The organism is Acinetobacter sp. NBRC 100985 (assembly GCF_000241225.1).
GTDB lineage: Bacteria > Pseudomonadota > Gammaproteobacteria > Pseudomonadales > Moraxellaceae > Acinetobacter > Acinetobacter venetianus.
Map to the genome: position 1 here is coordinate 16,271 of NZ_BAEB01000035.1, position 15,045 is coordinate 31,315.

Genomic DNA, 15,045 nt, shown 5'->3' on the forward strand with positions numbered 1-15,045 from the left:
CATAACAAGCATCTAAATCAATAATTTTTATTATTAATTACAATAGCTTACGATGTAGCAATTAATAATCATACTAAATGATCTAGCTTTAGAATAAAATGATAACTAAAATTTAAAAACTGTTAATTTTTACCTATGGAAAAAAACGAAGATATCGTATTTGAACATGCTTGGAATTATTTTGAAAAACACTCAACGCAGAGAGTTAGTTTTTTTAATTTCTATATAATAATCATGGGGGCATCTGCGACTGCGATAGGTGTATTATTTAAAACCAAGGAATTATTCTTCTTTGGTATTTTGCTTGGTGTATTCATAGTAATTACGACATTTATTTTTTGGAAAATTGATCAAAGAACATCTTTTTTAATAAAGCATGCTGAAAAAGTTTTAGCAAAAATTGAAAAAAAATTCATCGACGAATATCAGATTTTTAGTAGTGAAGAAAAGGAATTAGAAAATTTTAATCAAAATATAATTTTTACAAAGAAAATAATGACATATGGTCAATTGTTTAGAATAATTTATATATTCATAGGCTCTATTGGATTTCTTAACATATTTTATTTTCTTTTCAAATTAGTATTAAAGTGATTATAACTCTAAAATTTCTATATGATCACTTTAATACTGAAATTTAATTCCAATCTTCTAGTAGTTTATAGACTACCTTGGCAGACAATAAGCATGCGACTCTATGAAATGAATCACTCTTTGTAATTGTCCCATTATCTACTACTGCTTTAGCACTAAAAAAAAGAGGGGGATTTTGAGATACTCTTGCAGCTTCGTACAGTGCGTATGACTCCATTTCAAAAGCTGTCTTCTTCCGATGCTGCTCCATAATCGAATAGGTCATCTCTTCACTAGCTACAACAGCACTACCGCTTGAAGTTGGTGCTAGTTTAATTGAAAATTCTAAATTCTCACACCCTTCGGGAAATTCACTTCTACCCAAAGTAATATCACTCTTTACAAATTTTTTAAAGCTTTCTTTCTTAATACTAGTATCAATATAAACTTCAGCAGCATGAGCTAATGGAACATCATATAATTCTGGTATAAATCCCTCTGAAGTCCATTTACCAGAATCGTGCTGATGGCAGACGCTTGGAATAATTACATCATAGATATTGGCCTTACCATCTATACCTGCACAAATTCCACTCATCGCCACAATATTTGGTTTGAACTTTTCAATAGCTTTCGTAACAGTAATAGCTGCACTCACCAATCCCATTCTCGATAATGTAACTATTACACCTTTTTTTGAATTAATTTCAATTTCTGTACACTTTAAGGAAGACAATATTTTTTCAGATGGATCAGATACATATCCTAACTCCACAAAAGCATCAGCTTCTTTCTGTAGAGCGCAGAAAATAATGAAATCGTAACTGACTTCAGGTATAGATGATTCTAATTTTCTCTGTAAACTTTCTTTCCAATCTATGTTACTTTCATTGTAAGTTACAATGACAATATCTTTTTGGTTGAGTCCTTTAAAGCTTTCTTCAGCGGCTTCATCAAATTGTGTAATTACTATTACGGGAGTTCTAAAATTACGGCAAGCATGGTCTCGTGTTTCATCAATAATACTTTCTGTCACATTTTCTGAATCTGTTGAATCTTTAAATCTAGGCACCATGAGGTCTGCTATGATTAAATCAAATTTTTCTCTATTAATAGTACTGATATAACTATTTAAATTAACCACCCTTTTAGTCTCGATACAATAATCCATACCTTGTATAACGGATTCAATAGCTTGAAACTTGGCATTTTCATCTTCAAGAATTAAAATTTTCATTGGCAATCTAACAAGTTTTCTAAAGAAGTTTTCCAATTTGTTCCATTTTCTGAATATTCAAAACATCCTAAAACAGAGCATCCCAATAATTCCTTAATCATATCTTTAGCTTCATTTATATGATAAAACTGACCAGATATTTCTATTTCTGGATATTGTGTAAGAATGATACACTTATCACTACGTTCAAGGGCATTTAATTCTAAAATTATATCCAAGCCACCAGTAAGAAACGATATTGGCGCACCCTCTCCAGAAACAATAGGATGACTAGGAATCGCCATATCAACCATAACAAAATTAAAATTTTCTAAATTAATAATTTCTATTGATTCAGCTAAGTTAGTTTTCACTATTATACTGGAATTGACGTACTTTAATGATAAAAAATTTGAAATACTATCAGCCTTAAAATTATCATCTTCTATAACTAAAATTTTCATTACGCATGTACCAGTGTATAAGATATATCAACAGTTACCACTTTATTTTCACAATAAATTCTATTAATAATAAAATTATCATCATTTGCTTGCAAATTATGCAGCTTCTTAATTCCACTTCTATCTTCTCTTAATTGTGCATTTAAAATATCATCTGATGATAAAACTTTAAGTCTAGAATTAACATAATCATCACTATGGCCGTCCTTAGTCTCAGAAGTAATAATAATATTAACATGAGGCCTTAAATTATGTTTAATCACATTAAATGATCTTGTAACTATTCCATTTTCTTTACCATGTTTAGCTGCATTATAGATCACAACATAAAATGCATCATATAAAACATGATAAGCCCCGCCCATTAACTCAATTTCTTTATCACCGAATTCAAGTTCAGGTGAAAAATGTGGAAAACTATCACGTACTTCCGCTACTACTGCTTTATATAGTAAAGATAGTGATGCCTTTGGAGCAACACTTTGTGGCCTTTTAAACCACATAGACATCATATTTATTTTATCAGAAACCAAATGTTGAACGTCTCTTATAAACTCTTTTGAAATCATGCTATTATTGGATAAATCTTTAATTTCACCAAGAAGCTCTGTCTGTATTAATATCTGTTTCCTATGATTTAAGAAAGAATTAATTTGTCTTAAATCGACTTCTATTAGCCTCCAACAATAATCAATCAAAATTGGAATAGTACCTAAAGAGTTATTCTCGGAATAATCTCTTAAAATATCTTTCGTGCAGGCAATAGCTATTTCTTGTTTCTCATTACCAGTGAGGGCAGGCTTTAACAAGCCATCTCTTTTATTTTGACTTTCAATATGTAAATTATTTCTAATAATTAAATTTATGTTTTTATCAAAAGACTCTACCCATGTATTCCATTTTGAATTTATTATAGGATCAGAAAGAAAATCCTCATAATCATTTTCTATGTTTTTAACAATTGATATTAAGTGCCCTTTAAATGTTCCATGGCGTATCCTTCTACCTAAGTAAGAAGCTATTCCAAAAATATTATTATTAGTAAATTCAAAAAATGCTTTCTCGACAACATTGTACAGCAAAGGAATCTCAGTATTTTCATCCTGCAGATTATATGTAATTCCGCCTAGAATTGTATTAATTTCTCTCATCAGTACATCGTTAATCCATTCAACAAATTTTGCTACATCAACATAAATCCTATGATCATCCAATTCATCTCTAACTCTACTAATTTGTTGATCAATTAAAATTGTTCTAGCCCTGTCTAGATAGCTTTTCTCCCCAGTAACCTCACCCATCCATTGATGTAAAACCGATCTGGTTTCTGTTACTTGTGATATCGTAGTAATAATATGAGATAATTTTGCAATAAAATCCTCTGTACAAGTCTCATATATATACAAAGCTATTGAGTCATTTTTTTCATGAATATATTTAATATAATCTAATAAAGAACCAGAATATCTATCTTTTACGACTTTTTGTATGAGTCTTCTAAGTAAAAAATCTTCTCTTTCATTTTTACTTTTTCTAGAAATCAATAAATAATAGATAATTTTAGCATCAATTGAATCTGTGAATTTTGCTAATTGCCTAATATTATCAATAGTTATTGTTCTTGCTAAATCTCTAGTTGAACCCATAAGTTTATATAAGTTTTCATCTTGAAGACATTCATCTCCATTATTCAAATATAAACAAAAGTTAAATAATGCAGTTCGAGTGATAATTCCATAATTTTCAATTTTCTTTAAATCTTCATAATTATGACTTTTAAAATTATTACTATCAGCCAACTCATTCAAGGAGGTTATATTTATCTCACCTCTCAAATCATCCACAACATCAGATGTAATTTTTATATATTTAGCATCAGGGTCATCATAAAAAAAATCTATTAATTTTCTATATTTTTTTATAAACCCATACTCACACCATGCACTAGATTGCTGAAAAAAGGTATCTTCGATAAAATTCAAATCACTAGAAATCAAATAATAATTTATTATTTTTTTATCATCAGAAAATTTTTTATCTAAATACTCAAAAAAATCAAAAATATTTTTATAATTACTACCTACCTTATCCTTATTCAAAAAAATAATGAATAAAGCATCAATTAAAGAAAACTGTAAATTTGATTGAATTAATTCTGAAAAATCTTCATCATCGACTGCATATGGGTGAAATGGAACTCTTATTATATCTCTAAGATATTTATTTTCATTTTTCTTATCAGGAAAATTTAAAATAGCTTTTTTTAAACTTATATAATCCTGTTCAAACTGATAACATTGAAATAAAGTATTTACAACCAAGTTACTATTCTTAAATCCACTCTTATTAATTATTTCATCAACTATTTCATCATTACCACCACCATCTAAAATTTTAATTGCAACAGCTTTCCTTAAAATAAAGTAACTATATCCATAATTTTTTAAAATCCCTTCTAATTTACTATATCTCTCCTCATTATTGCTAAATATTAATTCATTTAAATCCTCAATATCTTTTAAAAATTTATAAATTTTTACTTTCTCTTTTTTAAGTAGTATTTCTATATAATCCAAACTATCCTTTAAGTTAATATTCTTCAATCTAATGAAATTATTATATGTTTGAGGCTCGCTTGGATATAAAGAACTTAACAATGGTTCTTTAGTTTTTAAATTAACGTTTCTAAGAAAATTTTCAACCTCTACTAAGTCCTTTATTTTTAACTTCGCCCGCAATTTATTTAACAATACTACAGACGCTTCTTTATCAGAAAAAATAATTGCTCTGATTTTATTTCTTAAATCATAAGAAAAACTTTTAAATTCTTGTACTTTAAATCCAGAGTCAAAAATCATTTTTTTTGTTATGCTCACTTTTCCCCTCACCATACCCGTAAAAATAAAATATATTACTATTTTTATTTATATAAATACATAACCTTAAGACAAAATTTTTAGTACTTTACCTATCTTATAAATTTATCATAGTATGACAATTATTTCTTCATTTACAATCCATCCTGTATCCACGATCAATGCTATGACTAAATTTCTTGCGAAAATTGATCAATTGGGAGCTTTTCCCCCTATTACGATCATTATTTCGATATACATATAACTCTAATTACAGGAAATAAGAAAATATCTCCAATAGCAAAACCCTCTCATTTGCCAATACCACTTTAAGGTCTACATTTGATTGGGTAATATTCATCTTCATAAACTTCAATAAGGGAGATTAAAACCTCCATTTCTTCGGCTTCAGATGTTCCTTTAGCTGCCTGAAAGATGCTTTCTAAACGGATAAAAGCGTTAGTAAGATCATCCTCATTTCTAATTGGTTTAATATTCACAGATATTTCCCTTTTCTCATAATATCCTCCAATTCCTATTTCCAGAAACAGGAGGATAGGTGTCAATGAGCTGTACTATGTTAAGATGGTTATTTCTGTTTTGTTTAATAATCCTCGCCATGCAGATTATAGTCATAACGTAAAGTTCGATTGATCTTGATAATACAGCTATTATCGTTCACCCGAACCGCAACATCCCGCCATTTGGACAGATGGCATAATTTCTTTTGAAATCCTCAAGTTTTACTACCTTTCTAATATTTATTATTGATAATGATCAGCCGAGAGTAACTGGCGGATTTCACTTGCCATTTGAGGACTGCGCCAAGGGAATAGCACTTTTAGGCTATAGTTAGGTTTGAATTGATCTCTTGTCCCAATATTAACTTGAAACTCTCGCTTCATAGGTGTTCTATGCTCACGTTGGTTAATATGTGTTCCCATCATCGGGTTACTAATCACTGTAGTTGTGGTTCTGAAGCGATCTTCGACCAAGTTATAATGGCCTACAGAGGTAATGTAATCAAAAGGATATTTAACTAAACGTTGATCAGGCTGATCAAACAGGATGATGGTTTTATCCTGACTGTTAATCCAGACTCCACGATTTTGATAATTAAAGGTTTCACCCTGACGTTTCAGTTGCCCGGTCATCCCATCAAAGAAAGTATTTCCATATTGATAGAGGTAGTAGATGATCACAAACCAGAATAGATCAAAACCAAAGAAGATATATGCAAAAGCGCCAAAAGAAAAAATCTTGGCAACAATTAAAAAGATCACAATCGGTAAGACTACACACTTTAAAAATAGCTTGGATTTCTTCGGGTAGTTTTCGATTGGAATGATTTTTGGTTTAGTTAATTCAGTCATAGTTATTCCCACACATGTTTAATGCAATAACTCACAATCACAAGGAGGACATAAAAATAGGTATTTTTTATAGGCGTGACTTAGCCATCCACCTTATGAATTGTTCTATTTAAAAATGTTGCTTTTAATACAGCTAATTAAGAATTAGCTCTGTATTCCCCATTGTCTGAAATAACGAGGCTGAGCATGTGGCGAGGCACAGATGAGAAAAAATGAATGAGACATGATAAATTCCTATATGCGAATAAAGGTTCTACCAAATCACTGTCAAATGATGGTGGTAGAACAAAGAGGGGGTTGACAGACTGGGCATATAGAACCAGCACGCACGAAGCGTCCCCCTCCCGTTCTACCGCAAAGGGGGAACACGAGGGTTTCGCACATAAACCCACACTTGAAAAAGTATGAATCAGGTACGCTATACGCCACGGCCTGTCAAAACCGACTGACAATTTAGGTCAGCAAAGGAATGATAGATTCAAGTAACTGTTCAGTCAATTACTTTATAAATAGAATTCTCTCTAGCTAAGCTAAAGTAATCACTCACTTAATTTTAATTGCAATGAACTGAAAAATTATTAAATATATCAATATTAAAGTCGACTAAATGCAGAAATAAAATAGTTTGAATTTATGTTAATTTTATATAAAAAATCATAAATAAGTTTATAATGCAAGCTAAAATTAGGTGGTGGTAAGCTTACAAGTGTCAATGAAGAGTTTTTCAAGATTTCATTCCCACAAAGAACCTCTATAGAACTAACTAGTTTATTATTAAAGCAGATACCATAAAAATCACTATCAAATCCTCTAATGAACTTAAAGACAACACCATTAATTAAAAAGGTATCGAAACCAATATTCCTATAACTAAGATTAAAATTTTCGTTATTTATATCTTTAAAAAAACTTAGACAGAAAACCAGAAAAATTTGATCTTCCGAAACTTCCTTTTTTGCAAACTTTAACATTTCCAAAATTGGATGCTCAGATTTTTCTTCATGAGTACTAGCTAAGTTCATTATTTGATCAATGAAATTAATTTCAATAAAGTTCTCATTTCCCCTAACAACTAAATTACTATCCAAATCTTCAAATTCAAAATCCAATTCACAATCCAACCTTATACCTTCTGGATTACTTACTTGATTTTTCCATATCACAAATTTAGAAAATAAGCTCGAATTAAGACAACTGTATACTTGATTAAATTGATTATAAAAAATATTTCCTTTTACATAATCACTAATAACAAAATTCGAATAATATAGATTTATATTTAAAAAAATATCATCTCGCAACGTTTCTATTAAAATTAAAAAATCACTTTTTATATTTTTACTTTTTCTTTCTGTAAAAAAATCAAAATTAAATTCAATATTATTTAACTCCGAAATATATTCATCAATTTTAATAGCCAAAGAAACTCTTTCTTTAACATCCAAAACATCTAAAAAGCTATTCAACATAAAATTAGAGTATTTTTTATTTGAAATAAATTGATCAAAAATACATGCGTAAGTCTCAGATAGTTTACTCAAATAACTTCTTGTATCAACCATATATAATCGATTAACCATTCTATCTGAAGGTTTACTCCTATCAAACATGTCATTAATATATTCAGTGTAAATAGGATTATAAATTAATCTTATTAAACTAAATATTAAATCATCTGTACTTACTATTCTTGTGTTAGCCCTAATTGGAGCTGTTCCTGTGAGTGGGGAAGTGTTTTTCAAAACTTTTTTTACATACTCCCTTTTACAATTTAATTCTATCTGACTATCTATTATATTTTTTATTAAACAAAACTTAAGGTCAATACAGTGATTAATTAACATTTGATCAGAAACTTTTTCAATTTTATTGAAAATTTTATAATTACCATTTTCATACCATTCATCTTGCGCATCCTCTGGTATTTTCAAAAATATATCTAAAATAAAATCTATTTTTATATTGTTTATTACAAAAAAAGAAAGCACCATAAAAGTAGCATAAGCATAATAAACTTTACCATCATTATCTTTAATTACATATTTCCAAGACGACCAAGAATCTAAAAATTTAGAAAAAACATAATTTTTAAAACCATCACCCAAATTTAACTTATTGTTTACATTAAAAATTATTGCATAGTTTATTTCTAATATATCTTTTAAAAATACCCCACCTCCATTTCTCAACAATCTACCACCTATATAATAATAGATATACAACATTTTCCTTATAGAATGAGTATCATTATAATCAAGCGTACTATCAATAAGAATTCTTATTTCAGACAAAAAGAATTTTATATTTCCACTATTAAAACCGTGCTTAATATAATTTATTTCCAAAAAATCAACAATATTAATTTCAAGCTCTTCAACCCTTGAAATACTTTTTTTCTCAATAAAATATTTAAGTTCATCCAAAATAACTAAAAAACCGTCCCCAACACCATCTTTATTATTATAAGAAAATTTTTTAACCTCTTCTATTTTTTTAAACCCATCAACAAAGTCCAATGTTTTTGTTAAAAAAATATATATAATATAAATATTAATTAGAAACCAAATTAGAAAGAAAAATTGTGATAACTTAAATAAATAGATATTAAAAAAAGAGTCTAAAACAAATAAAGAAGCATAAGATGCCAATAGCAAAAATAAGCTATTAGCAAGAGCACTAAACCCTGTATGGCTTTTATAAATCTTCATTAATATATCTGACCTAGCTCTTCCCTCATTAGCCAAACTTACGTAAGCAATAACAATAGGAAAAACCAAACCAATAAGTGTTGCTTGAGCGGCAAATAAATACAATGATGCATTTTTCAAATCACCAGAAAATGTATTTTCATCACCAATATTCAAATCAATATATTTATTTAAAAAATCTAAACTTAAAAAACCACCTATATTAATTATATAAAAAACACCACAAAAATAAATAAATAAAAACAGAAGAAAAAAGGTGAATATGTTCACTAATATCTCTTACAAACTGTTCTTTGCCTTTGTAAGTATACAAATTTTCTATTTGATCTCTTTCCACAGGGCTTCACTCAAAAATATAACATTATAGATGATGCTTATTCATCTATTATGCTAATCCATTAGTTAACATTACAAGTAAAATTTAGAAAATATCTTTCATATATTAGTTTTTTAACTCATTAAATAAAATATTGTTTCAATCAATCCGAATTTTTCTGACCCAGCGGCTCATTCAATTTAGCAATACTTAATCCATATTTATGAGCATTGTATTGCCACACTACGAACTGCTCTAACAACATAGCGTTTTCTTTTTCGAGTCTGGCATTCTTGACTTCCAAAGCCTCAATTCTAGTTTGAGCAATTTTTAAACTAGGAGGTAATTTCTGTGTTGGATTACTCTTAACCTGTGTAGATTTTGGTTTTTTACATTGATCATAAGCATTCTTTACCCGCACATATTTCTGTAAAGTTTGACGAGTTGGTGCAGGCACAAGTTCGAGCTGTAGCTCAATGGCCTGACATAGCCGCTCCCAAGTCAATTTCTGATCTAAAGGCCAATAATCAAGAAGCTCAACAATATTCTCGATGTCTTTATCAGTTAAATGCTGTGCCATATCAAATCCATAAATCCATTTGCAATGCAGGACTGAGCAAATGTGGTTCATCCTCGATCTTTTTACGTTGAGTATTCTCAATAACAGGGATACGTTTACGACTTGCTTTTTGATACGCTAAATCGAGATGTGTAACATCTTCAGAAGGGGACAGACTCAAAGGTGTTCCATCAGGAATGTTTGGATCATCCAATAGAGTAATCATCTGTTCACAACGTTTAATTGTAAGCTCTCTAGTTTGCAACCAGACCGTTGCACCAGTAACATTTTTACTAACAGCCTCCTTATCCTTTGCCCATAAGATTTTTTCTTTTCTAAGTCGATCGTGAAGCCGTTTTTTCTTTTCTTCATCTCCCTTAATACAGACATGCTCTGTACAATTAAGACAGTTCCGATACTTTAAGCAGGGTTCATCAATATAAGAATGCGTACAAAGTCCAAACTCGGTAGTGTGCATGGACAATGTTGTTTTGGTATTTAGCTCTTGTAGAGTACGAGGTGTAGCGATCTGAAATGTAAATGCACTATCTGTATTTACTGTACCAACCTCATTTTTCTGCATCTCAATTAAGCCAAAATTACGATCTTCAACCGAAGTATGGTCATATACTCGATTTTGCTTCATATCAGCCCGCCCTGACCATTTAGCGAGTAACATGCTATCCATTCCATTGGTATTTGCTATTGTATTCAACAGATGCCTAAATTGATGAGTTGTCATACTATAATTGCCGTAACCCCACCGCTGAAAAATAGATTTAATATTACTTAATTCATTTGTTCCTCTTTTTTTAATTTTGTTGGAGATAATGCCGCATTTATTCTATTAATATCGGGCATCCATAACTCTGTAGATATAGTTACCTTATCTTCATGAAACTGATTATTGAAACAAGAAAATAGAGCTTCTGACCATTTAACCTTAACTCCATTACCCGTTTTAAAAGTTATATAAGGAAAACCTTTGGGCAATCTATTGCGCAGGACGATATTTAAATCATTCAAGCAGACTGAATAATCACTAATAGGAATCTCACGAGTTTTTAAAAATTGTATGCCACTGTTATTTTCTTTACGCGCATCATCATAAAGAAAAACATCAAATCCCATTGCCAACAATACTTCACTGCGTTTTAACAATTGATCATCAGGCACTTTGGGACAAAGCTCATGTCTTGGAAATTTATCGCTTGTCTCAAGCAAATATGCTAAATGTCTAGACTTTTCTGACATCTTAATCAAACGTTCAATAGCCCGTTTTACCGTTGGGATCATGACACTTGGAATGTATTTAATGTCATCCCCATAATTTTTCTGTGCATACCATCTAATACCTAATACTGTCTCAATATTAGAACCATCTGCTGTAAGCCCTAAACTGCTCTTAGAAAGCGTTTGGACTTCTTCCTCGTGGATACAATTATGCTTTAAGAAAAATAGCTCTGATGCTCGTTCTGGCGCAGCTAGAAGCAAACTCACAGCACTGGTGACAAAAATATCTCTATCTGACAATTCTGAATCTTTCCGTGAGAAAATATCAGCTAATGCAAAAATCGCATCCTCATCAGGAAGTTTAGATTCTCTATGTTCCTCTGACTCCTCATCTAGTACAATCGACTTATCAGCAGGTTTTTTAATTGGATTTTTCCATTCTGGTAAAGCAACTATTTTTAATTGGCGAAGAAAATCCAATAGAATCTTTAGTTGTCTACCCACATGGTAAGCAGAACTCGCTTTATAATTCACTTTTGCATTTTCAGCAGCCAAGTCAAAATCTGCAATAACCAATTTAGTTAAATCAACTTCACCATATCGGTCTAAGCATACTTGTTCTATTGCCCGAATTGAAAGAATTGTATCTTGGGTTTTTAACTTGCTCTTAATTCTCTGATACTTAACATACGCTTTGGCAAATTCTAGAATTGAATGATGCAAAAGATTTTCAGGTGATCTATCTTTGGATGAAATACCTGTTTTGACAAAGTTTACTTCGCCTTTCCAATAATTCTCATCAAATCTAATATCTTCATTTAATTCTGATAATTGTTTAACAAAATCAATAAACCGCTTAATTTCGGAGTAAGGAGATTGGATTTTGTCAGATGGAAAATATATTAAATTATCCATGATTAAACTCCCTACAAGCATCAATAACTTGCTGAACTGCAATAATTGTTCGATCATTCACGGCAGCGACTTCAAGGCTACACCCCATCGCAATTAGATCATCCCGTTCTTTTATTAATTGCTCTAGAACTAGATGGTGAGGTGCATTTGCCCAAGGCATAAACTTGCTACACAGATAACATGCGATTGGTGCGTAATCGTTACAGTATTGATGTGTACCACATGAGCCGACATCACAATCCTGTTCTACACAAGAAATTCTATTCGCATCTTTAACTTGTGATTGAGCCTCAATCTCATCCTTTACAACTTTTCCCTGAAAAGCATCTGCATATTTGCGTAAACTTTCATCCATGATAGATGATATTTGCTGTGCAATTTCAGGAATACTTTGCACATAGCAATGCGCATTCTGGGTGTCATGATGATCTAACAGCTTTGCAATAACATTCACGCCTGCTTTTTGCCTAGCAGCATTTGTACCAAGCGTGTAGCGAAACCGATATGCAGTTATATGTATTGGTTTACCAGTTTCTCTAGAACGGACTCCAAGCTTCACCACAGCATCTCTCAATATTTGAGTTAATTCAACAGTAGGTAAATGAATAATTTCCTTTGATAAAATTTCTGAAATTTCATTCTGATTGCCCCAATCCAGATTAGCTAATTTCTCAAAATCATAGAATAGTGGTAACTCTGCAAACTCTTGTTCAGATAACGCTCGCTTTATCTGTTTAGTTAATTTCTTCTTTAAAATTTGAATATGCTCAAATAGAATTTTCGCAATACTTTCACGAATTCCCACTTCACTAAAAGCAAATCTGAATCCACTAGCACCCCTAACTTTAGCTCTCGGAATGTTAAGGATATGAACTGCATTTTTATCATTAAAATTATATTTATCCGAAACGTATAGGTCTTTCACCTTTAATCCTGCAATCTGGATGGGTCTTCTACCAGTCGCACAAAAAATACGAATTAAAGCAGCCTCATAATAGGAAATCTTATTTTCTGCTAAATATTCGTTGGTTCTAGTAATAATTGCTTGAAATTCAAATGAGCTAAATGGGCCTTCATCTGGATCAAGGGAAAGGACTGCTACTCCTTTGTCATTGCCACTTAATCTCCATGAATCTATTAAATCGTAAATTTCACCATCTACTGAGGAATAACCCAAATCATAGAGTTTTTTTAAAAAAACTCTAAATTTTGCTAACTTATATTCGTATTTTTTATCATTATAATAGTTTTTATATTCTAAAATTCCTTTTAAAGTAATTTCTGACTCTCCTGTTAGATCGGGATACTTAAGTGCATAGCGGATCATTTCTGTAGCATGTGTGCTTGAGCTATATTTAGCAAAGTGTATAAAGGTATTTAAAACATCAGACCTAACTTCCTCCGAAAATTTCGAGAGATTCGACATATTTACTTGCTGATTAATATCTAACACCCATATATCATCATAAATATCAACTTTATAACCTTTAAATGAGGTAAAGGTATTTTGTAATTCATCGAAACTATCGATTTGGATTGATTTATTCATTTTCATCCTCAAATTTTTCTTGGATAATTAAACCAAACTCTACGGCACGCTTATTCTCTGCACGCCTTGAATATCTTCTTGCACTTTGTGAGTTAGGTATCCACCCCATCAGATATGCACGATCATTTTCAACTTGTGATTCTGTGGTTTTGCCTGTTTCCACTAGGATTTGTGACTTCTCAGAAAATTTATCATTCCAAGTATGTCTAAATGCATGAGCATGTACATTGAATAGAACAACTTTAGAAATTTCATAAAATATTTTATCTAAGGCATTGATTGATAAAGGCTGGCCTTTATTTGATAAAATCAAAAAGTCTGTTAGCTCTGCATTAGGTACTGTTGACCTATAATTTAAAATATAAGTTTCTAATTTTTTCTTCAGATTTTGATTGACTGCAATTGATCGACTTCTAGTTTTAACCAAAGGTTGATATAGCCTAGAATCACTTACATCATGAGGATTACGCTTAATAGTAAGATACGATGTACCACCTTGAGAAAGGGTTATATCTGTAATCTTTAAATTTAATAATTCACCTTTACGACATCCAAGATATAAAAACAAATAGATAATTAGCCCATTTCTATAAGTAAGATAATCTGATGTCCAGATACGATTCTGATTATCAGGATCAACCGCCTTGAAAATTTTATTTAATTGATCACTATCAAAAGATTTGTATTCAGACTGAATATCCATGGACTTACGAGGTCTACGAGATTTTAACAAACGTTTTGTACTTGTTATTGCTGATGAATGAAGATGCGTCTCAAACCATCCAATATATTCAGCAAAATTAGTTAACCGCCTATATATTAATTGTTTAGATACATAGTCCTGAGTCACATCCAATTTTGCTCTAGATCGCTCTTTATTATTACTTTTTGGAAAACTTATGATCTTTGTTTTTGAATCTGCCCCACCTCATCGACTGCGATTGAAACTGGTTAAATTTACTATAGCTTCTATTTCATTTAGTTTTAAAAAATCTTTACTTTTTATCCTTTGTTCCAAGTCAATTCCTAACTTATCCAACAACTGAAAGAGCAACTTAATATCTTCCAAAAAAGCAGAAATTGTATTGATTGATTGACCACGATTTCTTAAATGAATGATCGTATATAAATTTGGATAAGTCATAGGAACACCATCACTATTCAAAAGAACAGCAAATCTCTCTCCACTACTCATTACAAATCTTTTAACAGACATCATAGTTAAATTTAACAAAATATCTAAGTATTAAATATCATAAGATATAAGTAAAAAAATTTACAGAA

Annotated in this window: 9 protein-coding genes and 2 pseudogenes; 1 reads left to right on the plus strand and 10 read right to left on the minus strand. The window is 30.6% G+C overall.

Annotated features, from left to right (window positions below):
- The first annotated feature begins 135 nt into the window (after positions 1-135).
- A complete protein-coding gene (locus tag ACT4_RS12800) occupies positions 136-594 on the plus strand; it encodes a hypothetical protein (protein WP_007482761.1) in 459 nt (152 codons plus the stop codon).
- 43 nt (positions 595-637) lie between these two features.
- Here ACT4_RS12800 and ACT4_RS12805 read toward each other — a convergent pair whose 3' ends face one another.
- The 10 genes and pseudogenes from ACT4_RS12805 to ACT4_RS12860 form a co-directional block, all read right to left on the minus strand.
- On the minus strand, positions 638-1,810 hold the full coding sequence (locus tag ACT4_RS12805; protein ID WP_007482762.1) for a nucleoside phosphorylase: 1,173 nt from the start codon (positions 1,808-1,810) through the stop codon (positions 638-640).
- Complete coding sequence (locus ACT4_RS12810; protein WP_007482763.1) at positions 1,807-2,253, minus strand: hypothetical protein; 447 nt, start codon at positions 2,251-2,253, stop codon at positions 1,807-1,809. The genes ACT4_RS12805 and ACT4_RS12810 overlap by 4 nt, the downstream gene beginning before the upstream one ends.
- Complete coding sequence (locus tag ACT4_RS17545; protein WP_252316391.1) at positions 2,253-5,129, minus strand: hypothetical protein; 2,877 nt, start codon at positions 5,127-5,129, stop codon at positions 2,253-2,255. The genes ACT4_RS12810 and ACT4_RS17545 overlap by 1 nt, the downstream gene beginning before the upstream one ends.
- Before the next feature lie 308 nt (positions 5,130-5,437).
- Complete coding sequence (locus ACT4_RS17335) at positions 5,438-5,608, minus strand: hypothetical protein (RefSeq protein WP_007482767.1); 171 nt, start codon at positions 5,606-5,608, stop codon at positions 5,438-5,440.
- 264 nt (positions 5,609-5,872) lie between these two features.
- Positions 5,873-6,481 carry a hypothetical protein gene (locus ACT4_RS12830; protein ID WP_007482768.1) on the minus strand — a complete coding sequence of 203 codons (609 nt, stop codon included), beginning with the start codon at positions 6,479-6,481 and terminating at the stop codon, positions 5,873-5,875.
- 593 nt (positions 6,482-7,074) lie between these two features.
- Positions 7,075-9,459, minus strand: coding sequence for a hypothetical protein (locus tag ACT4_RS12840; protein ID WP_007482770.1), 2,385 nt, complete (start codon positions 9,457-9,459; stop codon positions 7,075-7,077).
- 209 nt (positions 9,460-9,668) lie between these two features.
- On the minus strand, positions 9,669-10,085 hold the full coding sequence (locus ACT4_RS12845; RefSeq protein ID WP_007482771.1) for a hypothetical protein: 417 nt from the start codon (positions 10,083-10,085) through the stop codon (positions 9,669-9,671).
- 1 nt (position 10,086) lies between these two features.
- Positions 10,087-12,212: pseudogene (locus ACT4_RS12850) on the minus strand (integrase).
- Complete coding sequence (locus ACT4_RS12855; protein ID WP_007482774.1) at positions 12,205-13,761, minus strand: site-specific integrase; 1,557 nt, start codon at positions 13,759-13,761, stop codon at positions 12,205-12,207. Before ACT4_RS12855 ends, ACT4_RS12850 begins: the two are co-directional and overlap by 8 nt.
- Positions 13,754-14,980: pseudogene (locus ACT4_RS12860) on the minus strand (site-specific integrase). The gene ACT4_RS12855 and the pseudogene ACT4_RS12860 overlap by 8 nt, the downstream one beginning before the upstream one ends.
- Positions 14,981-15,045: the final 65 nt, after the last annotated feature.

Coding starts and splice junctions, on each gene's coding strand:
- ACT4_RS12800 (WP_007482761.1), top strand. CDS start 136: ATGGAAAAAAACGAAGATATCGTATTTGAACATGCTTGGAATTATTTT.
- ACT4_RS12805 (WP_007482762.1), bottom strand. CDS start 1,810: ATGAAAATTTTAATTCTTGAAGATGAAAATGCCAAGTTTCAAGCTATT.
- ACT4_RS12810 (WP_007482763.1), bottom strand. CDS start 2,253: ATGAAAATTTTAGTTATAGAAGATGATAATTTTAAGGCTGATAGTATT.
- ACT4_RS12830 (WP_007482768.1), bottom strand. CDS start 6,481: ATGACTGAATTAACTAAACCAAAAATCATTCCAATCGAAAACTACCCG.
- ACT4_RS12845 (WP_007482771.1), bottom strand. CDS start 10,085: ATGGCACAGCATTTAACTGATAAAGACATCGAGAATATTGTTGAGCTT.
- ACT4_RS12855 (WP_007482774.1), bottom strand. CDS start 13,761: ATGAATAAATCAATCCAAATCGATAGTTTCGATGAATTACAAAATACC.